General features: G+C 51.4%; 21 protein-coding genes and 2 tRNA genes. 10 read left to right on the top strand and 13 right to left on the bottom strand.

Annotation, left to right across the window (positions count from 1 at the left end):
* Positions 1–29: 29 nt before the first annotated feature.
* The 10 genes from rsfS to ATY27_RS10690 all read left to right on the top strand — a co-directional run bounded on the left by rsfS (position 30) and on the right by ATY27_RS10690 (position 8,972).
* Entirely contained in the window at positions 30–350 is a 321-nt protein-coding gene (rsfS, locus tag ATY27_RS10735) for a ribosome silencing factor (RefSeq protein WP_208930651.1), read from the top strand.
* A gap of 3 nt (positions 351–353) precedes the next feature.
* A complete protein-coding gene (gene rlmH, locus ATY27_RS10730; protein WP_208930650.1) occupies positions 354–824 on the top strand; it encodes a 23S rRNA (pseudouridine(1915)-N(3))-methyltransferase RlmH in 471 nt (156 codons plus the stop codon).
* A 3-nt stretch (positions 825–827) separates the two neighbouring features.
* Complete coding sequence (gene mrdA, locus ATY27_RS10725) at positions 828–3,047, top strand: penicillin-binding protein 2 (protein WP_208930649.1); 2,220 nt, start codon at positions 828–830, stop codon at positions 3,045–3,047.
* Positions 3,044–4,159 (top strand): rod shape-determining protein RodA, encoded by a 1,116-nt coding sequence (rodA, locus tag ATY27_RS10720; RefSeq protein WP_208930648.1) that lies wholly within the window; start codon positions 3,044–3,046, stop codon positions 4,157–4,159. The genes mrdA and rodA overlap by 4 nt, the downstream gene beginning before the upstream one ends.
* A complete protein-coding gene (locus ATY27_RS19980; RefSeq protein ID WP_279614554.1) occupies positions 4,156–5,214 on the top strand; it encodes a septal ring lytic transglycosylase RlpA family protein in 1,059 nt (352 codons plus the stop codon). Before rodA ends, ATY27_RS19980 begins: the two co-directional genes overlap by 4 nt.
* A 45-nt stretch (positions 5,215–5,259) precedes the next feature.
* On the top strand, positions 5,260–6,417 hold the full coding sequence (locus ATY27_RS10710) for a D-alanyl-D-alanine carboxypeptidase family protein (RefSeq protein ID WP_208930647.1): 1,158 nt from the start codon (positions 5,260–5,262) through the stop codon (positions 6,415–6,417).
* A 110-nt stretch (positions 6,418–6,527) separates the two neighbouring features.
* A complete protein-coding gene (gene ybeD / locus ATY27_RS10705; protein WP_208930646.1) occupies positions 6,528–6,809 on the top strand; it encodes a DUF493 family protein YbeD in 282 nt (93 codons plus the stop codon).
* Between the two features lie 86 nt (positions 6,810–6,895).
* Positions 6,896–7,543, top strand: coding sequence for a lipoyl(octanoyl) transferase LipB (gene lipB, locus ATY27_RS10700; protein ID WP_208930645.1), 648 nt, complete (start codon positions 6,896–6,898; stop codon positions 7,541–7,543).
* A 5-nt stretch (positions 7,544–7,548) separates the two neighbouring features.
* The gene (lipA, locus tag ATY27_RS10695; RefSeq protein ID WP_208930644.1) at positions 7,549–8,514 is read left to right on the top strand and encodes a lipoyl synthase; all 966 of its coding nucleotides are present in this window, start codon (positions 7,549–7,551) and stop codon (positions 8,512–8,514) included.
* Between the two features lie 104 nt (positions 8,515–8,618).
* Positions 8,619–8,972 (top strand): PilZ domain-containing protein, encoded by a 354-nt coding sequence (locus ATY27_RS10690; protein WP_208930643.1) that lies wholly within the window; start codon positions 8,619–8,621, stop codon positions 8,970–8,972.
* Here ATY27_RS10690 and ATY27_RS10685 read toward each other — a convergent pair.
* From ATY27_RS10685 to tpiA, 13 genes are all read right to left on the bottom strand, one after another.
* On the bottom strand, positions 8,953–10,107 hold the full coding sequence (locus ATY27_RS10685) for a hypothetical protein (RefSeq protein ID WP_208930642.1): 1,155 nt from the start codon (positions 10,105–10,107) through the stop codon (positions 8,953–8,955). The genes ATY27_RS10690 and ATY27_RS10685 overlap by 20 nt on opposite strands.
* Positions 10,097–11,074 carry a lipoprotein NlpI gene (gene nlpI / locus ATY27_RS10680; RefSeq protein WP_208930641.1) on the bottom strand — a complete coding sequence of 326 codons (978 nt, stop codon included), beginning with the start codon at positions 11,072–11,074 and terminating at the stop codon, positions 10,097–10,099. Before nlpI ends, ATY27_RS10685 begins: the two co-directional genes overlap by 11 nt.
* Positions 11,055–13,178: a polyribonucleotide nucleotidyltransferase gene (gene pnp, locus ATY27_RS10675; protein ID WP_208930640.1), complete on the bottom strand. Its 2,124-nt coding sequence runs from the start codon at positions 13,176–13,178 to the stop codon at positions 11,055–11,057. Before pnp ends, nlpI begins: the two co-directional genes overlap by 20 nt.
* Positions 13,179–13,445: 267 nt before the next feature.
* Complete coding sequence (rpsO, locus tag ATY27_RS10670) at positions 13,446–13,715, bottom strand: 30S ribosomal protein S15 (protein WP_208930639.1); 270 nt, start codon at positions 13,713–13,715, stop codon at positions 13,446–13,448.
* A gap of 107 nt (positions 13,716–13,822) precedes the next feature.
* Positions 13,823–14,749, bottom strand: coding sequence for a tRNA pseudouridine(55) synthase TruB (gene truB / locus ATY27_RS10665; protein WP_208930638.1), 927 nt, complete (start codon positions 14,747–14,749; stop codon positions 13,823–13,825).
* A 2-nt stretch (positions 14,750–14,751) separates the two neighbouring features.
* Complete coding sequence (gene rbfA / locus ATY27_RS10660; protein WP_208930637.1) at positions 14,752–15,186, bottom strand: 30S ribosome-binding factor RbfA; 435 nt, start codon at positions 15,184–15,186, stop codon at positions 14,752–14,754.
* A gap of 77 nt (positions 15,187–15,263) precedes the next feature.
* Positions 15,264–17,936 (bottom strand): translation initiation factor IF-2, encoded by a 2,673-nt coding sequence (gene infB / locus ATY27_RS10655; RefSeq protein ID WP_208930636.1) that lies wholly within the window; start codon positions 17,934–17,936, stop codon positions 15,264–15,266.
* A gap of 24 nt (positions 17,937–17,960) precedes the next feature.
* On the bottom strand, positions 17,961–19,457 hold the full coding sequence (gene nusA, locus ATY27_RS10650; RefSeq protein WP_208930635.1) for a transcription termination factor NusA: 1,497 nt from the start codon (positions 19,455–19,457) through the stop codon (positions 17,961–17,963).
* A gap of 31 nt (positions 19,458–19,488) precedes the next feature.
* The gene (gene rimP, locus ATY27_RS10645; protein ID WP_208930634.1) at positions 19,489–19,944 is read right to left on the bottom strand and encodes a ribosome maturation factor RimP; all 456 of its coding nucleotides are present in this window, start codon (positions 19,942–19,944) and stop codon (positions 19,489–19,491) included.
* A gap of 213 nt (positions 19,945–20,157) precedes the next feature.
* Positions 20,158–20,234, bottom strand: a tRNA-Met gene (locus tag ATY27_RS10640).
* A gap of 119 nt (positions 20,235–20,353) precedes the next feature.
* Positions 20,354–20,437: transfer RNA gene (locus ATY27_RS10635), tRNA-Leu, on the bottom strand.
* A 25-nt stretch (positions 20,438–20,462) separates the two neighbouring features.
* Positions 20,463–20,807 (bottom strand): preprotein translocase subunit SecG, encoded by a 345-nt coding sequence (secG, locus tag ATY27_RS10630; RefSeq protein WP_208930633.1) that lies wholly within the window; start codon positions 20,805–20,807, stop codon positions 20,463–20,465.
* A 2-nt stretch (positions 20,808–20,809) separates the two neighbouring features.
* Entirely contained in the window at positions 20,810–21,550 is a 741-nt protein-coding gene (gene tpiA / locus ATY27_RS10625; protein WP_208930632.1) for a triose-phosphate isomerase, read from the bottom strand.
* Between the last annotated feature and the right edge of the window lie 62 nt (positions 21,551–21,612).

Genomic DNA, 21,612 nt, shown 5'->3' with positions numbered 1-21,612 from the left:
CAGTGTTAGCAATTGAAGGACTCCGCTCTGTGCACAGCCACCAATTAGTCGCCTTTGTGGTCGACAAACTCGACGACATGAAAGGCCGCGATATCATCCAGCTCGACGTCAAAGGCAAGTCTTCCGAAACCGAATATATGGTGATTTGTTCCGGCACTTCCAACCGCCACACGCGGTCTGTTGCCGGTTATCTGGTCAACGAAGCGCGCAAAGCCGGCCTGCATATCATCGGTACTGAAGGCGATCGCGGCGGAGAATGGGTGCTGATTGATTTGGGTGACGTGGTCGTGCATGTAATGCAGGAAGAATCCCGTCAGTTTTATCAACTGGAAAAACTCTGGGCGGCCTGATCAATGAAGCTGATGCTGATTGCCGTTGGCACCAAAATGCCTGCCTGGGTAACCACCGGATTTGAAGAATACGCCCGGCGTTTCCCGCGTGATATGCCGCTGGAGCTGATTGAGATCCCGGCCGGTAAACGCGGCAAAAATGCCGACATCAAACGTATTCTGGATCTTGAAGGCGAAAAAATGCTGGCAGCCGTGCCCAAAGGCGCCCGCATCATCACCTTGGAAGTAGAAGGCGGATATTGGTCCAGTCCACAGCTGTCACAAAAACTGGTGCAATGGCAACTCGATGGCCGCGATGTTTGTCTGCTGGTCGGCGGGCCTGAAGGCCTGGCGCCGGCCTGTATCGCGGCCAGTGAAGGCAAATGGTCGTTATCGGCCCTGACGTTGCCACATCCGCTGGTGCGGGTCGTGCTGGCTGAAAGCCTGTACCGCGCATGGAGTATCAGTACCAACCATCCTTATCACCGCGAGTAACGGATGCGTAAATCCCGTATTGCCATCGCCGACCTGGCCTTTGAAACCCTGCTGTTTAATCGCCGGGCATTATTTGCTTTTGGTTTTGTTCTGCTGTGTTTTGGCATCCTGATCGCCAACCTGTATAACCTGCAGGTGGTGCGTTATGAAGAATATTCCACCCGCGCCGACGGCAACCGCATCAAGCTGGTGCCACTGTCGCCGAATCGCGGCATGATTTTCGACCGGCGCGGCACTTTACTGGCGGAAAACGCACCAGTACATTCAGTGGAACTGGTCCCGGAACAAGTGCCGGATCTAGTCGCAGCAGTAGAGCAAATATCCGCCATTATCGACATCACGCCGGAGCAAAAAGCCGATTTTTTTAAAGAAGTGAAAGCGCAGCGCCGGTTTAAAAGTATCGCACTGAAAGAGTTACTGAGTGAGCAGGAAGTCGCGCGTCTCGCTGTGCATTTGCACAAACTCAAAGGCGTAACGCTGGAAGCACGCTTGACCCGCCATTATCCGTATGGTGACCTGCTGACGCATGCGCTGGGTTATATTGGCAAAATCAACGACAAAGAATTTAAGAAAATCGAAGAAGACGGCCAAAGCCCAAACTATGCCGCCACCCGGGATATGGGCAAAATCGGTATTGAACGTTTCTACGAAACCCAGCTACACGGCACTGTCGGATTTCAGGAAGTCGAAGTGAACAACCGTGGCCGGGTGATCCGCACGCTGCGCGAACAACCCGCTGTATCCGGCGATGACTTACATCTGACGCTGGATTTAGGCTTGCAATTAAAAGCTCAGGAAGCGCTGGGCGAGAACCGCGGCGCTATTGTCGCGCTGGATCCGCGCACCGGTGGCATTCTGGCGTTTTATTCGAACCCGTCGTATAACCCGAATTTATTTGTGCATGGCATCAGCGGCAAAGATTACCGCATGCTGCTCAATTCTCCCGACCGCCCGCTGGTGAACCGGATGACCCAAGGCGTTTACCCGCCGGCATCAACAGTGAAGCCTTTGATGGCTGTGGCAGGCCTGGAATCCGGCATCGTCACCGAACATACCCGAGTCCCGGATCCGGGCTTTTATCGTTTGCCAAAAGTCAGCCGGCCCTGGCGTGACCATATTAAGTATGGCCATGGTTATGTGGATGTTTATACCGGCATTATCAAAAGCTGTGATACCTATTTCTACGATCTGGCCTATAAAATGGGCGTCGACCGCATCTCCGACTTTATGCAAAAAGCAGGCTATGGCCATTTGTCCGGCATTGATATCGGTGAAGAAACCGCAGGTCTGATGCCCAGTCGCGAGTGGAAAAAAGTCCGGCGTAAACAAAACTGGGGGCCGGGTGATACCATCAACATCGGTATTGGTCAGGGTTACTGGCAGTCTACGCCGCTACAGATCGCGCTGACCACAGCGACACTGATCAACGATGGCGCCCGCATCACACCGCGCCTGGGTGAGAGCTTTCGTAACAGCACCGGCCAGACGTCGCTGTTAATGCCGTTGCAGCAGGTGATTGAAGTGGTCAATCCCCAAAACTGGGCCATCGCACGCGAAGCCATGTATCGCACAGCACATCAGGAAGGTGGGACCGCACGCGGTGCTTTTATCGGCGTCCCTTACACTGTCGGTGGTAAAACCGGCACGGCGCAAGTCATTAATATCGCCGCTGGCGTGAAATACAAAGCCAGCAACGTCAACGAACGTCATCGCGATAATGCATTGTTTGTCGGTTATGCGCCGCATGACAAACCGGAAATTGTTATTTCAGTCATTGTGGAAAACGTCGCCAGTGGCGGTGGTGGCACCAATGCTGCGCCCGTTGCCCGCCAGCTGATGGACTACTATTTCTCCGAGCAATACAACACACCGCAGTTGCCAGACCGCGCGACTGTACAAAAAATGCAGACTGAGCGCGCAGCGGCAATGGTGGCAAGGGAACAGCGTTATGCTGAACAGGCGGCGCGCGATAAAGCTGAAAAAGAGCTGGCGGCGCTTAAAGCCACTACCACTCAGGTGAATACAACGCCACCAGCTGCAGCAGCGGAGACCAACGCCGACAACGTACCGGCGCGTGGCCAGCCGCAAAATGCTGCGCCAGTGATCCTCACACCGGAGCCGGAAGATCTACCGGCGCCACAGCTGGACGATGAAACCCAACAAAATGGTCAGCAGCAAAATGGCGGCAACAACGCCACGGCCCCCACCGGAGGCGGTTTATGAATAGTTTCGCGGAAACCAGCAGCAACCGCCTGCAGCGCTGGCACATTGATTTACCATTACTGATTGGCTTGCTGTGCGCAACGATACTGGGCCTGCTCACCCTGTACAGCGCTGACGGACAAGACCTGGTCAAACTGGAACAGCAAGTTGCGCGGCTTGGCTTTGCGCTGGTGGTGATGTTTACACTGGCGCAAATTAATCCCAAAACCTATCAGCATTGGTCAGTACCGCTGTACTCTGTCGGTGTCGTGATGTTGGTGCTGGTCGAGTTGTTTGGTTATACCGCCAAAGGTTCCACCCGCTGGCTTGACCTCGGATTTACCAAATTCCAGCCATCCGAACTAATGAAGCTGGCAGTACCGATGGCCGTCGCCTGGTATATGGGGAATCAACCGATCCCGCCCCGGATCCGCGATATTCTGATTGGATTTGTCATCTGTCTGGTGCCGACATTGTTGATTGCCAAACAGCCGGATCTCGGCACGTCGATCCTGGTCTGTGTTGCCGGGGTCTTCGTGATATTTTTAAGCGGCATGAGCTGGAAGATCATCGGCGTGATCGCAGCACTAATCGCCGGTTTTATCCCCGTACTGTGGAATTTTCTGATGCATGATTACCAGCGCCAGCGGGTGTTAACGCTGCTGGACGAAGAGCGGGATCCACTTGGGAAAGGCTTCCAGATCATTCAGTCAAAAATCGCGATTGGTTCCGGCGGTATTGAAGGCAAAGGCTGGTTGCACGGTACTCAGTCACAGCTGGAGTTTTTGCCGGAACGGCATACCGACTTTATTTTTGCGGTTTATTCCGAAGAATTTGGTCTGATGGGTGTGCTGGCTCTGCTGGCGATTTACCTGTTTATTCTCGGACGCGGCCTGGTGATCGCCAGCCAGGCGCAGGACAATTACAGTAAGTTTCTCGCCGGTAGCATCACCCTGACGTTTTTTGTCTATGTGTTCGTCAATATCGGTATGGTATCTGGTATCCTGCCAGTAGTCGGTGTGCCGTTACCGCTAATTAGTTACGGCGGCACATCGATGGTTACTTTATTGGCCGGCTTTGGCATTCTGATGTCGATCAGTACCCACAAACGGATGTTAGCAAAACAATCATGAAGCACAGTTCCGCATTTTTCTCCCTGCCCTTTTGCGGCAAAAAAATATCCGTCATTGCGTTCGCAGTCGTGCTCAGCGCCTGTTCCAGTGCGCCTGAGCAATCAGACACTGGCCTGCGCGACAACATGGACCCGAATGCCGGCCGTTATTCGCAGGACAAAGACAGTATTCCGCTGCGATTGCCGACAGAAGATGAACTGCGTGACCCGGAACCAACGGTCGAAGGCTTAAGCCGTGGTGGCAACAAACCATACAATATTTATGGCGTAAATTACTCGCCTCGTACCGATATTCTGCAGTATGAAGAGCAAGGCACAGCAAGCTGGTATGGCAGTAAATTCCATGGTCATTTGACGTCAAACGGCGAAGTTTACAATGTCTTTTCGATGACCGCGGCGCATAAAACTCTGCCATTACCATCGTATGTGCGGGTGACCAACCTCGACAATTACCGCACGGCCATTGTGCGGGTCAATGATCGCGGGCCATTTCACGACAACCGCATTATCGATTTGTCATATTCAGCCGCCTACAAGCTCGGTATTTTTCCTGGCGGCACCGGACGGGTCAAACTGGAATTAATCTCATCGCCGGCGATGGCATCCCAGGAAAGTTTCGCCACGCCAATTGCCAAATTGCCGGATATTCCCTATCAGCCAGTGACACCCAGCGATCGTCCCAGCCGCAGCAATGAATTTGTCGAGCGGCCTTATAATCCGGCCGGGACTGCGACTGTCGCGGCACCGGTAACATCACCACAGATCGCGCCAACACAGGCGCGCAATACCAGCGCTAACCGCCCGCAGCTTGCTACTGCATCAAGTGCGGACGGCTGTTATATCCAGTTGCTCGCCAGCAGCGACAAAGCCAAAGTACAGCGGCTCGGGAACGAATTGCAGCAGCAGTTGTCCGTACCTACAGCGATTGAAACAGTGAACGGCTTATTCCGGCTACTGGCTGGTCCGTTACAAAACAATGCGCAGCATGTGCTGGACACAGTGCGTTCAGGTGAATATCCAAAAGCATATTTCACCAACAAAAGCTTATGTGGCTGAAAAGTCGAATTAAATTAACCTGTTAGCACAATAAGAAAGAGTCTCATGAATCAGTATCGTCGTCTTTTACTTGCCAGCAGCCTGAGCTGCTTTAGTTTTTTTGCCCATAGCCAGGCCGTGCAAATCACCCCTACTGCGCCGGAAGTCAACGCCAAAGGTTATATCCTGATTGATTTTCATACCGGTAAAGTATTGGCCGAAGGCAATGCTGATACCTCACTGGCACCAGCCAGTCTGACCAAGATGATGACCAGTTATGTTATTGGCACCGAAATCAAAAATGGTAATGTGAAGCCCACCGATCAGGTCACCATCAGTGAAAATGCCTGGGCCAAACAATACAGCGACTCCAGTAAAATGTTTATTGAAGTCGGCGCCACCATCTCAGTCGAAGAGTTAAACCGTGGCATTATCATCCAGTCGGGCAATGATGCCTGTGTCGCGATGGCCGAACATATCGCCGGCACTGAAGGCGCCTTTGTTGAGCTGATGAATGCACACGCCAAGCGGATTGGCATGGACAATACTACTTATGTCAATTCCCACGGCCTGCCGGATGAAGCACAGCGCACCACAGCGCGCGATATGGCGAAACTGTCTGTCGCGCTGATTAAAGATGTGCCGGACGAATACAAAATTTACTCAGAAAAAGAGTATGTATTTAATGGCATCAAGCAATACAACCGTAATGGCTTGTTATGGGATAAAAGCCTGAATGTTGACGGCATCAAAACCGGTCACACCTCAGAAGCCGGTTACAGCCTGATCACTTCTGCCACCAAAGATGGCATGCGGTTAATTTCCGTGGTGATGGGCACAGACAGCGCCAAAACCCGCGAAGCCGAAAACAAAAAACTGCTGACCTATGGCTTCCGCTTTTTCGAAACTTTCTCGCCATACAAGGCCGGTGAAGAATTTGCATCGCAGCGCGTCTGGCAAGGCAGCAAAGAAATGATCAGCCTGGGTGTCTTGAGCGAAACGCCAATCACCTTACAACGCGGTCAACGCAAGAATATCAAAGCCGATTTTAAACTGAGCCAACAGTTGGTAGCGCCTATCGCCAAAGGTCAGGTGGTGGGCACTGTTTATCTGAAACTGAATGAGGCCGATGTGGCAGAGTACCCATTAGTTGCTCTGGAAGATATTGAACAGGCAGGCATTTTTGGTCGTCTGGTCGATTACGTGAAGATGCAGTTGCAATAAACGCCACGTCAATATTGGCGCAATGCAGAAAGTCCCGGCACAGCCCGGGACTTTTTGTTAGAATAAGGCCCGTTTTTTTGCTGTTCCCCACCACAAGCAAGAGGTGACCTATGGTGACTGTGGTTAAAGATACCAAATTTGACGAATTTCTGGAGTTCCCCTGCGCTTTCACTTTCAAAGTGCTTGGCGTCGCACATGAGGATTTAGTGCCGCAAGTCATTGCAACACTGCATCAACATGCCGGTGCCAACGACTATGCTCCCAGCGTCAAACCATCCAGCAAAGGCAATTACCATTCTGTTTCGGTATCTGTTGTGGTGCGCGATAAAGACCATATCGAACTGCTGTATACCGAACTTGGCCGGCTTGAACTGGTCCGCTATGTCATGTAACGGCGATGTAATGCTCGCTCCGCGTGACACACACCGTATAATGCCGCCGGCGCTACGCTCTGCAGTACTGATCTGAGGAATGCATATTGGCCTGTTCTGATGCACTGATAATCCGCGATTTAGGTCAGGTTGATTACACGTCCACCTGGCAACGGATGCAGCAATTTACTGATCAGCGTGATGACAGCACTGTCGATGAGATCTGGTTGCTGGAACATCCGCCCGTATTCACCCAAGGCCAGGCCGGTAAAGCTGAGCACCTGCTGTTTCCTGGTGACATTCCGGTGGTCCAGGTGGATCGTGGTGGTCAGGTGACTTACCACGGCCCAGGCCAGCTAGTCGCTTATGTGCTGCTGAATATCAAACGTCGCAATTTAGGCGTTCGCCAGCTGGTGAACCTGATCGAACAAAGCATTATTGATACACTGGCGGCCAATCGGGTCAAGGCTTATGCCAAGAGTGACGCGCCCGGTGTCTATGTTGATGAAAAAAAAGTGGCCTCATTAGGCCTGCGCGTACGTAAAGGCTGTACCTTTCATGGTCTGGCGCTGAACGTCGATATGGATCTGTCGCCATTCTCCCGGATTAACCCTTGTGGGTATGCCGGCATGCAGATGGTACAAAGCAAAGATTTGGGCGGACCTGTCAGCATGCTGCAGGCAAAACAACAACTGACCGCACAGCTGGTAAAGCTGTTGAACGTCAGTGAATTTCAGGAAATAACAGGGTTTTAGTACAGATGACCAAAACTGCCCGTATGGAACCAGGCGTCAAGCTGCGTGATGCTGACAAAATGGCGTTAATTCCGGTAAAAGTGTTGCCAACGGAACCGGCAGAAATGCTGCGTAAGCCGGCCTGGCTAAAAATCAAATTACCGAAAAGTTCTGAACGCATCGACGAAATCAAAGGCGCGCTGCGAAAGCACGGCCTGCACTCCGTCTGCGAAGAAGCGTCTTGCCCGAATTTAACTGAATGTTTTAACCACGGCACTGCCACTTTTATGATCCTCGGCGCCATTTGTACCCGCCGTTGTCCGTTTTGCGACGTTGCGCATGGCCGCCCGCTGCCACCGAGCGCTGAAGAGCCGGAAAAACTGGCACTGACCATTAAAGACATGAAGCTGAAATATGTCGTGATCACCTCGGTTGATCGGGACGATCTGCGTGACGGTGGTGCTCAGCATTTTGCCGATTGTATCAGCGCCATCCGTCGTGAAACGCCGGCAATCAAAATTGAAGTGCTGGTACCGGATTTTCGCGGCCGCATGGACACGGCGCTGGATATTCTGACTCAGACACCGCCAGACGTGTTTAACCACAACCTGGAAACTGCTCCGCGCCTGTACAAACTGGCGCGGCCGGGTGCTGACTACAAATGGTCGCTGGAGCTGTTACGCCGTTATAAAGAGGCACATCCGGAAGTGTCGACCAAATCAGGACTGATGGTTGGCCTCGGTGAAACCACTGAAGAAATCATCGAAGTGATGAAAGACTTACGGGCGCACAACGTGGATATGCTGACGGTAGGTCAATATCTGCAACCAAGTAAACATCACCTGCCGGTCAAACGCTATATGCCACCGGAAGAGTTTGATGAAATCAAACGGATCGGCTTCGAACTTGGTTTTAAACATGTTGCCGCCGGGCCATTTGTCCGGTCGAGCTACCATGCTGACCGTCAGGCTGCCGGCGAAGACATCAGTTAATTCTGATTGGTGGATATGCGTTGATCTGGAACAGGCTGTGTCGCAACAGCCTGTTTTTTTTCAGCAAAAGGGCTTATGCTCTAAAAGTTTCTCAAGGAGCTGTCATGGACAACCGTAAGTTCAGCCGTATTTTATATAGTAATCAGGCGACCCTGCGTTTTCAGGGACAGAATTTCTTCACGCAAGTGACAGATCTGTCGTTAAAAGGCGCGCTGATCCAGCGCCCTGCAGAGTTCAAGGGACTGGTAGGTGAACATGCCCAATTGCAATTTCAGTTAGATCAATCTGAGTTAGTACTGGAAATGGACGTCAGTATTGCGCATATGCACCCTGGCTCAATTGGGCTGCGCTGTGAACGAATTGATATTGAAAGTGCCAGCCATCTGCGCCGGTTACTTGAGCTGAATCTTGGCGATGCTGAATTGTTAAGTCGCGAACTCAACGAGCTGTCGAACTAAGTCCTGCCGCGGTCAGGCCGTCCTGTGCGGCCGGATAGCCAAATGCAGCAGCCTGCTGCATCAACTGTTGCCAACTGACCATATCCTGCCGCTGGCGTGCCAGCGCCGCAAAATAATACTGCACCGGCATTACCTGTTGCGGCTGTTTCAACTGTTGCTGCATTAAATTGATATATAGAGCCGGAACCGGCAATTCAAAGTGCTGCATGTGGCTGTTTGCCTGAACCACGCGGAACACTTGTTTGTTTGCTGCGTCGCAGGTCGCGACTGGCGTTAACCGTACTTGCTCGGGGGCCAGTTGCCAATAATCGGCATAACGCGCCAAATCGGCGGCAGCAAACAGAATATTCGGCGTCAGATCTGTACGTTGGCATTCCGCTGCTGCCACAGGTGCCGGTAAAGCATATTCATCCAGAAAGCCCAAGGCATGACTGAATTCGTGGCGAAATAACGCTGGCGTGAAATTTTCCGGCAATTGCAACCAACCATTGTTAAAACTGGCTTGTCCGCGTCCGGCAACGACCATCAGCAGCTGTGCGCGGCCGCTGCTGACGATCCCCTGCAGCACCTGCGCATTGCATTGAATTCGTCTGCCTGGTGTCTCAGAACATTGCAGCGCCCGACTATCGACAAAGGCTGGCGGCAGAAAACATAAAGGTAAAGTGGCAAAAGAAGAAGCCGGCCAGTCCTGCCGAAACCGCTGCCAGTGACTGATAGCTGAGGCTGACGTCAGCACTGGCTGAATGTGCAGCTGACACTGCGCGGTGACCGGTTCTGGTGATAACTGAGGTGCGGCCAGGCCCTGTTGCTGCCAAAGTCCTAATAACGCAGCAGAATCTGGATCTGGTTGCTGCTGGCGCCATCGTTGTAATTGTTGATACTGCTTTAGTGGCCCTTGCTCAGGCTGCGTGAGCTGCAACCATTGTAATGCAGCAGCCGGATGGCCTTGCTGAATGGCTAACGCAAGATGTTCAGCGGCCTTCATTGGCAGCTGCGCCTGGATGGCCTGCTGCGCCTTGCTAAACTCCAAAGCGCCGGGCACAACCGTCTCGCTGGGCTGGCAAGCACTTAACAGCAATAAAAAAAAGCCAGCAAGCCGGCCTTTTTGTTGTGACAGCGCCTGATTAGTGCGCATGACCACTGTCCGGCGTTTCCGCAGGTTCTTGTGTTTGCTCGTGCTGATGATCTGGCTCTTGTTCGTGCGCCTGTTCGACCACCGCCTGACGTAAGCGGGTCATTTCCAGACGGGCATAACGATGTTCAACAAACTCATACACGTTCGTCGCCAGTGACTTTTTATAATATGCCACTGCCTGCGTCGGGTTTTGTTTCAGACCATGCCAGCGAGCCAGATAAAAATACACTTCGCACAGTTGCTCTGCTAATTGCCGCGGCTCTGTGACATCGCTGCTGGCTGCTTTTAACAGCTGTGCTTCGCTGATTTGCCCGAGGTAAAACGCCACAATCTGTGAAGACCAGGCTTTTTTATCCAAAGCGCTCTGATGTTTGGTCAGAGTGTCCAGTGCTTGTGGGGCAGATTGTTCAACCTGAGCCAGGTACAACCACAAACTACGATATGGATCGTCCGGTTTCATTGCCTGAAACTGTTGGAAATCGTTGATCGCCAACGCCAGTTTGCCATCATACTGCAACGCAATACCACGATTCAGATAGGCATACTGATACTTAGGTTCCAGCTCTAAAGCCGAATCAAACGCATCGTAGGCCTGCTCAAAATCACCGCTGACTGTATGCTGGATCCCGATAAAATTATAGGCATCCGCCATATCTGGCTGTAAACGCAGCGCACGCATAAAATCATAGCGCGCTAACGCCGACAAGCCGACGCTGTCGTACATCACACCGCGGTCATAATGCAGGCGGGCACGTTCAGGTTCAGACAGTTTGGCATTTTGTAACATTTCGCTGATACGGGCGACCGCTATTTCAGTGCGAAATGGTGCAGCAAGAGGTTCTGGTTCAAGCGGATCTTCAACGAGGATACCAACTGGCGCTGTTGGCACCAGTTGGCAGGCAGGCAATGCCACTACTGCAGCAAGCAGTAGTGGCGCCAGCAGCAGCTTAGTTAACTGCTTCGGCATGGGCTTCGCCCGCTTTGCTGTTGGCTTCTTTGATAGACAGACGGACACGGCCTTGTTTGTCTACTTCCAGTACCTTCACTTTGACTTTCTGACCCAGTTGCAGGTGTTCTGCCACATTGTTCACGCGCTCATCAGAGATTTGTGAAATGTGAACCAGACCATCTTTACCCGGTAATACGTTAACGAAGGCACCGAAATCAACAATACGCACCACTTCACCGTCATAGATAGCACCAACTTCAATCTCAGCAGTAATAGCTTCGATTTTGGCGATGGCGATACCAGCAGCGGCGCTGTTGGTGGCGGCAATTTTCACGGTACCATCATCTTCGATTTCGATAGTCGTGCCTGATTCTTCAGTGATCTGACGGATCACCGCGCCGCCTTTACCAATCACATCACGGATTTTCTCCGGGTTGATGTGTAAGGTATAGATACGTGGTGCGTGCTCAGACAGCTCTGAACGGTGCGTGCTGATTGCAGAATCCATTACGCCAAGGATATGGATCCGGGCGGCTTTGGCTTGTTTCAGTGCGATCTGCATGATTTCTTTGGTGATACCTTCGATCTTGATATCCATCTGCAGTGCAGTGATACCAGCAGTGGTACCGGCCACTTTGAAGTCCATGTCGCCCAGGTGATCTTCGTCACCGAGGATGTCTGACAGTACTACAAAGTTGTCGCCTTCTTTGACCAGACCCATCGCGATACCAGCAACAGATGCTTTGATTGGTACACCAGCGTCCATCAGCGCCAGAGAAGAACCACACACTGATGCCATTGAGCTTGAACCGTTTGATTCAGTGATTTCAGACACCATCCGTACTGTGTACGGGAATTTGTCGAATTCTGGCATCACTGCAGCAACACCACGTTTCGCCAGACGACCATGACCGATTTCACGGCGTTTTGGTGAACCGACCATGCCGGTTTCGCCAACCGAGAACGGAGGGAAGTTGTAGTGGAACAGGAAGTTATCGGTTTTGTCTGACAGCAGATCGTCTACTGTCTGCGCATCACGGGCAGTACCTAAAGTACAGGTCACCAGCGCCTGCGTCTCACCACGGGTGAACAGTGCAGAGCCGTGTGTGCGTGGCAGTAAGCCAGTCATCACAGACAAACCACGGATCATTTCGTTATCACGACCATCGATACGCGGCTCACCGGCGATGATACGGCTACGAACAATTTTTGATTCCAGGTTATGGAAGATGTCGCCGGCTTCGGTTTCGTTGAAGCTTTCACCTTCAGCCAGTTCAGCTTTGATTTTGGCAAACACTTCAGCTTTTATCGCGCCGATACGCTCGTAACGTTTTGCTTTCTCAGTAATACGGTACGCTTCGCCAACAGGGGCAGTCGACAGTGTTTCAATTTTGCTGATCAGCGTGTCATTTTTCGGTTTTGCGACCCAGTTCCAGGCCGGTTTTGCTGCTTCTGCGGCAAATTCAGCGATGGCTTTGATGGCGATCTGCATTTGGTCATGACCATAAACCACAGCACCTAACATGACGTCTTCTGACAGCACTTCAGCTTCAGATTCAACCATCAGTACTGCATTAGCAGTACCGGCTACAACCAGGTCCAGCTTGCTTGATTTCAGATCAGTTTCTGAAGGGTTCAGTACGTACTGGTCGTTGATATAACCAACGCGGGCAGCGCCAAGTGGACCGCTGAACGGAATACCAGAAATCGCCAGTGCGGCAGAAGTACCGAGCAAAGAGATGATGTCCGGCTGAATGTCCGGCTCAACAGAAACTACAGTCGCGATAACCTGAACTTCGTTAGTGAAGCCTTCAGGGAATAATGGGCGGATTGGGCGGTCAATCAGGCGCGAGGTTAATGTTTCGCCTTCACTCGGACGGCCTTCACGTTTGAAAAAGCCACCTGGGATACGACCGGCAGCATACATCTTTTCCTGATAGTTTACAGTCAGAGGGAAAAAGTCCTGACCTGGTTTTGGTTCTCTTTTACCAACAACAGTGACCAGCACTGCGGTGTCGCCCATGCTGGCTAATACGGCACCGTCAGCCTGACGGGCGATAACGCCTGTTTCTAACGTGACGGTATGCTGACCAAACTGGAATGATTTTACGATAGGATTCACTTGATATTTTTCCTTTGTCTTGTACGCGTGGATGAGGGCGCCTGATGGGCCTTTTACGCGGTGTATTTTTGGCTCGATATTGCGCGGCACAGTATAGCTGTTTCAGAGGCGGAAAAGATAGTTCAGGACCAGACAGTGGCAGGAAAAAGCGTCGCTTTTTATTGCAGGAAAACGGGCATCACAGGATTTTGCGGTATTCTCAGATCGGCATCGATTTCAGCCATAAAAAAAGGGGCCAAAAGCCCCTTTTCTCACTGGTTTGGTCGATTAACGACGCAGACCTAAACGCTCGATCAGTGCAGCGTAACGTGCAGAGTCTGAACGCTTCAGGTAATCCAGCAGTTTACGACGCTGAGAAACCATCCGTAACAGACCACGACGTGAGTGGAAGTCGTGTTTGTGTTCAGCGAAGTGTGGTTGCAGCTTGGCGATAGAGCCAGTCAGCAGAGCAACCTGAACTTCAGTAGAACCTGAGTCAGCAGCGTTTGCACCGAAATCGGCCAGGATTTTTGCTTTTTCAGCAGTAGTTAGTGACATAGTATCCTCCAGGATATTAAATACGATCGCAGCCAGGCACTAATCCAGCCTACGACCAAAAATGAGCGCGCATTCTAACACAGCATACTCGCAGTACAAGGATTATCTTAACTATTCGCCGTATTGAGCAAACGACGAACTTTGAGCTCAGCAGCGTCCTGCATGCCGACGCCAATAAAAGCCTGGCTTTCGTCATACAGTGCTATTGCATCACTCGGTCCCACTGGCAGTAATTCCAGTAGTTCAGGCGTTAACAACACAGTCTGGCCATGGCGAAGGCGTTTCACCGCAGCAGGGTCCAGCATCAGACGCGGCAAACCAGCCAGCGCATAGTCCATCGGTAATAACAGTGCATCCAGCCCGGCCCAATCCTGCGCCTGATTCAGCGGCGCCAAAAATTCGTCCGTCAACATCTGACTGGCCTGAAATGGCCCGACCTGAGTCCGGCGCAGCGCAGTAACATAAGCACCAGATCCCAGCGTTTCACCCAAATCATCAATCAGGGTACGGATATAAGTCCCTTTGCTGCAGTGCACGATAAACCGTGCGTCCTGTCCGTCAAAATCGAGCAAATCAAAGCGAAAGATGTTGATAGGCCTGGCTTCACGCGGCACTGTGATACCCTGACGCGCATATTTGTATAAAGGCTGGCCTTGATACTTCAGCGCCGAAAACATCGTTGGCACCTGCATTTGCGGGCCACGCATGCTTATTACCGCCGCCTGCAGCTGCTCCAGCACAAAATTAACCGGCTTTTCACTAATCACTTCACCGGCAGCATCTGAAGTATCAGTGCGCACACCAAAGCGCGCACTGACTTCATAGGTCTTGTCAGTGTCCAGCAGAAACTGGCTGAATTTGGTCGCTTCACCAAAACAGATCGGTAATAAACCAGAAGCCAGCGGATCTAAAGCGCCGGTGTGACCGGCTTTTTCCGCCTGAAATAACCAGCGCACGCGCTGTAAAATGCCATTACTGGACACTTCCAGCGGCTTATCTAACAGCAGAATGCCATCAACGATACGACGCGCCATTGTTATTCTTCTTCGTCTGACTTGGTCTCAGTACCTGGTCTTGGATCCAGCTCCTGGCCTGCTGCGACGCGTTTCTGTTCGTCACTTTTACGCACATTTTCAACCAGATTTGCCATCCGGATACCTTCATCCAGCGACTTATCGAAGTAAAAACGAACGGTTGGTACGATACGCGCCTGGATCCGCTTGGCGATCAGACTGCGGATAAAACCACTGGCATCATTCAGAATGTCGAGGTTTTGTTTTACCTTATCGGCTTCCAGTCCAAGGAAAGTCACATAGACCTTGGCGTGGGATAAGTCTTTTGACACATCCACATCAGAGACTGTGATCATGGTGTGTAAGCGTGGATCTTTAATTTCCCGTTGCAGAATCAGTGCCATTTCCTGCTGCATCTGCTGGGCGAGCCGGTCAACCCGGCTGAATTCTTTTGCCATAATTCTCACCTGAAATCAGAAACAAACAGGGGCCGCTGGCCCCTGCTTCATTTAATAATTTCTATTAACTCAATAGATTACAGTGTACGTTCAACCTGAACCACTTCGAATACTTCGATTTGGTCGCCTTCACGGACATCATTGTAGTTCTTCACGCCGATACCACACTCGAAGCCATTACGGACTTCAGAGACGTCGTCTTTAAAGCGACGCAGTGATTCCAGTTCACCTTCGTAGATCACCACGTTGTCACGCAGAACACGGATTGGTGCATTGCGTTTGACGATACCTTCAGTGACCATACAACCAGCAACTGCACCAAATTTCGGTGAGCGGAACACGTCACGAACCTGCGCCAGACCGATGATCTGCTGCTTAAACTCTGGAGCCAGCATACCGGTCATCGCCGCTTTCACTTCGTCCAACAGTTCATAAATGATGCTGTAGTAACGTAAGTCCAGCGCTTCGTCTTCGATGATCTTGCGGGCATTGGCCTCAGCACGAACGTTGAAGCCGATCACGATGGCTGAAGAAGCTGCTGCCAGAGTGGCGTCAGTTTCAGTGATACCACCAACACCACTACCGATGATGCGGATCTTCACTTCATCTGTAGACAGACGCGACAACGACTCGCTGATCGCTTCGACAGAACCCTGTACGTCAGCTTTCAGTACGATGTTCAGCTCGGCCACATCGCCTTCGGTCATGTTGGCAAACATGTTTTCCAGCTTAGATTTTTGCTGACGTGCCAGTTTGACGTCGCGGAATTTGCCTTGACGGTACAGGGCAACTTCACGGGCTTTGCGCTCGTCACGCACTACTGTCACTTCATCACCGGCAGACGGTACGCCTGACAGACCCAGAATTTCGACCGGGATTGACGGACCAGCTTCTTTCACGTCCTGACCATTTTCGTCGCGCATCGCACGGACACGACCGTATTCCAGACCACACAACACGATGTCGCCCTGACTCAGCGTACCTTCCTGTACCAGGATAGACGCTACAGGACCACGGCCTTTGTCAAGACGGGATTCAATGACTACACCACGCGCCATGCCTTCACGAACCGCTGTCAGTTCCAGCAATTCAGACTGCACCAGCAATGATTCCAGCAGGTCATCTATACCTAAGCCCGTTTTTGCAGAAACCTGCACGAACTGGGTATCGCCGCCCCATTCTTCTGAAATCACACCGTATTGCGACAATTCGTTACGCACACGGTCCGGATCTGCATCTGGTTTATCAATCTTGTTCACTGCCACCACGATTGGCACACCAGCTGCTTTCGCGTGCTGGATAGCTTCTTTGGTTTGTGGCATTACGCCGTCATCGGCTGCAACAACCAGTACGACAATGTCCGTCGCCTTGGCACCACGGGCACGCATCGATGTAAACGCGGCGTGACCTGGGGTATCGAGGAAGGTGATCATGCCACGGTCAGTTTCGACGTGGTAAGCACCGATATGCTGGGTGATACCACCGGCTTCGCCTGCAGCCACTTTCGCTTTACGGATATAGTCGAGTAATGAGGTTTTACCGTGGTCAACGTGACCCATCACCGTCACGACTGGCGCACGATGTTCCTGCGCACCTTCGCCTTCGCGATCTGCCATCACCGTTTCTTCCAGCTCGTTTTCACGAGTCAGCGTAAACTTGTGGCCCATCTCTTCACAGACGATGGCGGCAGTTTCCTGGTCGATCACCTGGTTAATGGTCGCCATAGCGCCCATTTTCATCATCACTTTGATGACTTCAGATGCTTTCACAGCCATCTTGGCAGCCAGTTCGGCTACAGTGATCGTTTCACCAATTTTCACTTCACGCTCCACCGGCTGCGCTGGCTTATTAAAACCATGCTGCATGCTGGTTGGGGTTTTCTTTTTCTTATGACGATTGGCGCGGTTAAAGGCGTCTTTATCGTCCGCGTCATCTTTTTTCTTGGCTTTGCCAACTGGCGCTTTTTTGCCATGACGACGACCGCCACGCTCATCGCGTGAATCTTCTTCATCTTCGGCACGTTTGGCGAAGACGTTGCTGGTCAGGTGGTAATCACCGACTTCAACCGCTGGTGCAGCTTCCTGTGACCAGCGCTCTGCGTTTTCTTCAGCCAGACGACGGGCTTCTTCGGCCTGACGCTGTGCTTCTAATTCCAGCTTACGCAGACGTTCAGCGTCTTGCTGAGCGATAATCCGCTCGGCTTCGCGTTTGGCTTCTTCTTTTGCCGTGCGACGTGCCGCTTCTTCCGGATCATCTTTCGCCAGCTGTGCACGTTCTGCTTCACGGCGTTTAGCATCGGCCGCTTTACGTTCTGCTTCAGCTTTCCGTTCAGCCTCGTCACGGGCGCGTTTTTCCGCGGCCTGACGTTCTGCTTCAAGACGCGCCTCTTCTTTCGCTTTTTCTTCGGCCAGACGCGCTTCTTCTTCGGCTTTTAATGCCGCTTCATCCATGATCGGACGTTTGACATAGGTTTTTTGCTTGCGCACTTCAACCTGAATTTCACGGTTGCGACCAGCGCCGCCGCTTACGCTCAGCGTTGATTTTTCTTTGCGCTTCAGCGTCAGCCGTGACGGCTCGCTGCTGGCACCACCATGTTGTTTACTCAGGTGCTCAAGCAGAGATTTTTTCTCATCTTCGCTGACCATCTGACCAGACTGCTTTGCAATACCTGCATCAGCAAATTGTTGAACCAACCGATCAACAGTCGTTCCCACATCACTGGCCAGTTTTTCTATCGTGACATCTGCCATGTAATAGTTTCCTCCGTTGACCTATCAGTTCTGCTCGCTAAACCAAACGATATTGCGTGCAGCCATAATTAATGCAGCAGCTTTTTCTTCTGCCATTTTTTCAATTTCAATCAAATCATCGACACCTAATTCGGCCAGATCATCGAGCGAAACCACACCTTTACTGGCCAGAACATAAGCGGTGTGGGTCTCCATTCCTTCCAGATTCAGCAGCGCTTCACTTGGCTGTGAACCTTCCAGTGATTCTTCACTGGCCAGTGCGCGGGTCGTCAGAACCGCTTTGGCGCGCTTACGTAACTCTTCGACTGTGTCTTCGTCCAGACCGTCGATGCTCAGTAATTCAGACACTGGCACATATGCCACTTCTTCCAGTGTGGAGAACCCTTCGTCGACCAGAATTGACGCGAAATCTTCGTCGATTTCCAGCGCGTCCATAAAGACGCTGAGGACTTTAGATGTCTCTTCCTGGTGCTTTTTCTTCATGTCAGATACTGACATGACGTTCAGTTCCCACTGTGTCAGCTGACTGGCAAGACGCACGTTCTGACCAGCACGGCCAATGGCCATCGGCAGATTAGAGTCTTCCACAGCGATGTCCATCGCATGTGCATCTTCGTCAACGATGATCGAAGCAACTTCAGCTGGTGCCATCGCGTTGATGACATATTGTGCGGAGTTATCATCGTACAACACGATGTCGACCCGCTCGCCACCTAACTCACCAGATACAGCCTGAACACGTGAACCGCGCATACCAACACAAGCGCCAACCGGGTCGATCCGGCGGTCGTTGGTTTTCACTGCGATTTTCGCGCGTGACCCCGGATCACGGGCTGCGCCACGGATTTCAATCATTTCTTCGCCAATTTCCGGCACTTCAATACGGAACAGCTCAATCAGCATTTCCGGGCGGGTCCGGCTTAAGAACAGCTGGGCACCACGGGCTTCCGGGTTCACTGCATACAACAAAGCACGGATGCGGTCGCCCGGACGGAATGTTTCGCGTGGGATCATCTCTTCACGGGCTAACATCGCTTCTGCGTTGTTGCCAAGGTCGACGATGACACTTTCACGGTTCACTTTTTTGACCACGCCGGTCACAAGCTCGCCAACCTGGTCAATATAAGCTTCAACAACCTGAGACCGTTCTGCTTCACGTACTTTTTGCACGATGACCTGCTTGGCCATCTGCGTGGTGATACGGTCAAATTGAATCGAATCAATTTGTTCTTCGACATAATCGCCGACATTTAACTCAGGTTCGTCGTACTGCGCTGCAGACAACGTCATTTCACGGAACGGATGTTCCTGCACCTGGTCATCCGGGATCACCAACCAGCGACGGAATGTTTCATATGAACCCGTTTTGCGGTCAATCGAGACACGAACTTCAATATCGCCTTCATTTTTCTTTTTAGTAGCTGCAGCCAGCGCAAATTCAAGCGCCTGGAAGATCTTTTCCCGTGGAACCGATTTCTCGTTTGAAACCGCATCAACAACTAATAGTATTTCTTTTGCCATGATTTATGCCTCACTAGAGCCGTGGTTCTGTTCAGAACACCGGAACTACGTTTGCTTTCTCTACATTATCCATAAGCAAACGATATGGTTTGCCATCCACTTCGATGACCAGCATGTCATCTTCAATTGCATTGAGGATCCCTTTGAAACGACGACGGCCATCTTGTGGGATGGCCAGTTTGACTTCAATTTTTTGTCCGACAACTTTGGCAAAATGTGCCAGCGTAAACAAAGGACGATCCAAACCCGGAGATGAAACCTCCAGATTGTATTCGTTAGGAATTGGGTCTTCGACATCAAGGATGGCGCTGACTTCACGGCTGATCAACGCACAGTGGTCAACATTAACCCCATCCGGATGATCAATAAACAAGCGTAAGGTGGAATGCCGCCCTGCCGCCATGAACTCGATGCCCAGCAGTTCAAAGCCATTGGCTGCAACTGTGGGTGCCAACAGCTCAGTTAAACGCTGTTCTTGTTTAGTCAAAGAGACCTCCGGAAATAAAAAAAGGGCATATAGCCCAGAATAGTAGTACAACGTTACCCCAGATATAAAAACGCCCCGACAGATCGGGGCGACTTTACACCGGTAAAACAGGATATCGCCAATCCCGTTCTAAATCTGGTTGCGAACTGAAGTTAACACTTGCGGTTCGCGACAACGATGGTTTCAAGCTGAAATTATCATTGCCGGTAAAAGTGGTTGCGGGAGCCGGATTTGAACCGACGACCTTCGGGTTATGAGCCCGACGAGCTACCAGGCTGCTCCATCCCGCGTCCGTAACTGGCGTGCATTATATAGTGGTGACCACTGTATCGCAACATATTGTTTTAGCAGTTGACACGTGAGTCTCGCTGCTACGTTACTGTATTCGAACCACAGCAACATCAAGAATTGGTGCCGAGAGCGGGACTCGAACCCGCATGCCTAGGGCACTACCACCTCAAGGTAGCGTGTATACCAATTTCACCATCTCGGCATTATTCAGAGGGATATCCGGGAGATTAATTACCGACCGGAATATCTTTTGAAGCTTCTTTTTTCTCTTCTGGCTTGGCTGGTGCAGTTTCTGCAGCAACCGGCGCAGCGATATTTTCAAATTCAGATTTTTTCTGGATATGTGATGTGTTGTAGTTGCCTAAAATCAGGCTTAACACAAAAAACAACACCGCCAGAATACTGGTTGAGCGTGTCAGGAAATTACCGCGACCTGCTGAACCAAAAATCGTTGCTGAAGCACCGGCACCGAATGAAGCGCCCATGTCCGCACCTTTACCATGCTGGATCAATACCAGTCCGATAATTGCCAGCGCGACGATTGCGTATAATACGATAATAATTTCGTACATCTTTATTCCTTTGCCATCTGGCAAATTGCAGCAAACTCTGCTGGTTTTAAACTGGCGCCACCGACCAGAGCACCATCGATGTCTGGCTGGCTAAACAGTGTTTGCCAATTTTCAGCATTCACACTGCCACCGTATAAAATTCTGACCTGCGCTGCCGCATGTTGGTCAATGCGCGCCAGGTGTTGCCTGATGAATGCATGCACTTGCTGTGCTTGCTCAGGCGTTGCTGTCAGTCCTGTGCCAATCGCCCAAACGGGTTCATAAGCAATCACGGTCCGGGCCAGCAAATCAGGGTGCGCAGCATACACTGCATCCAAATGCTGTGCAAGAACCCACATGGTTTTTTCTTGCTGCCTTTCGGATAAAGTCTCGCCAAAACAAATAATTGGCGTTACTCCGGCTGCGATTGCCTGCTGGGCTTTCTGCAATACAGTCGCATCAGTTTCGCCATATAGACTTCGACGCTCGCTGTGACCGAGAATGACATAATCGGCTCCGACGGCGCGAATCATATCAGCACTGATTTCACCTGTGAAGGCACCGGCCTTCTCACTGCTGGTATTTTGAGCGCCCAGGCAATATTTTGTCGATTTAGGAAAGTCAGCCAGAAATATTACAGGAGGGCAGATCAGAATTTCATGCGGGCAATCGATACTTTGCAGCATCGTTGCAGTGGCCTGCACCAACTCACGGTTCCCATTCATTTTCCAGTTTGCAGCGATAAGCGGACGGCGAAATGTCATGCGGACTCCCCTGTTTAAGCCGGCGCGATCTTAACGAACATCGGCCTTGCAGACAAGCAAAA

The sequence above is a fragment of the Rheinheimera sp. F8 genome, from assembly GCF_001518915.1.
The sequence above is the reverse complement of the archived record's forward strand: the minus strand, read 5'-3'. Positions and strand labels throughout refer to the sequence as shown.

Bases quoted from the DNA above. Each gene is read 5' to 3' on its own strand.
- mrdA (WP_208930649.1), top strand. From the start codon at position 828: ATGCGTAAATCCCGTATTGCCATCGCCGACCTGGCCTTTGAAACCCTG.
- rpsO (WP_208930639.1), bottom strand. From the start codon at position 13,715: ATGTCACTAACTACTGCTGAAAAAGCAAAAATCCTGGCCGATTTCGGT.
- ATY27_RS19980 (WP_279614554.1), top strand. From the start codon at position 4,156: ATGAAGCACAGTTCCGCATTTTTCTCCCTGCCCTTTTGCGGCAAAAAA.
- tpiA (WP_208930632.1), bottom strand. From the start codon at position 21,550: ATGACATTTCGCCGTCCGCTTATCGCTGCAAACTGGAAAATGAATGGG.
- rbfA (WP_208930637.1), bottom strand. From the start codon at position 15,186: ATGGCAAAAGAATTCAGCCGGGTTGACCGGCTCGCCCAGCAGATGCAG.
- nlpI (WP_208930641.1), bottom strand. From the start codon at position 11,074: ATGCCGAAGCAGTTAACTAAGCTGCTGCTGGCGCCACTACTGCTTGCT.
- ATY27_RS10685 (WP_208930642.1), bottom strand. From the start codon at position 10,107: ATGCGCACTAATCAGGCGCTGTCACAACAAAAAGGCCGGCTTGCTGGC.
- ATY27_RS10710 (WP_208930647.1), top strand. From the start codon at position 5,260: ATGAATCAGTATCGTCGTCTTTTACTTGCCAGCAGCCTGAGCTGCTTT.
- lipA (WP_208930644.1), top strand. From the start codon at position 7,549: ATGACCAAAACTGCCCGTATGGAACCAGGCGTCAAGCTGCGTGATGCT.
- truB (WP_208930638.1), bottom strand. From the start codon at position 14,749: ATGGCGCGTCGTATCGTTGATGGCATTCTGCTGTTAGATAAGCCGCTG.
- secG (WP_208930633.1), bottom strand. From the start codon at position 20,807: ATGTACGAAATTATTATCGTATTATACGCAATCGTCGCGCTGGCAATT.
- nusA (WP_208930635.1), bottom strand. From the start codon at position 19,457: ATGGCAAAAGAAATACTATTAGTTGTTGATGCGGTTTCAAACGAGAAA.
- rlmH (WP_208930650.1), top strand. From the start codon at position 354: ATGAAGCTGATGCTGATTGCCGTTGGCACCAAAATGCCTGCCTGGGTA.
- ybeD (WP_208930646.1), top strand. From the start codon at position 6,528: ATGGTGACTGTGGTTAAAGATACCAAATTTGACGAATTTCTGGAGTTC.
- infB (WP_208930636.1), bottom strand. From the start codon at position 17,936: ATGGCAGATGTCACGATAGAAAAACTGGCCAGTGATGTGGGAACGACT.
- rodA (WP_208930648.1), top strand. From the start codon at position 3,044: ATGAATAGTTTCGCGGAAACCAGCAGCAACCGCCTGCAGCGCTGGCAC.
- ATY27_RS10690 (WP_208930643.1), top strand. From the start codon at position 8,619: ATGGACAACCGTAAGTTCAGCCGTATTTTATATAGTAATCAGGCGACC.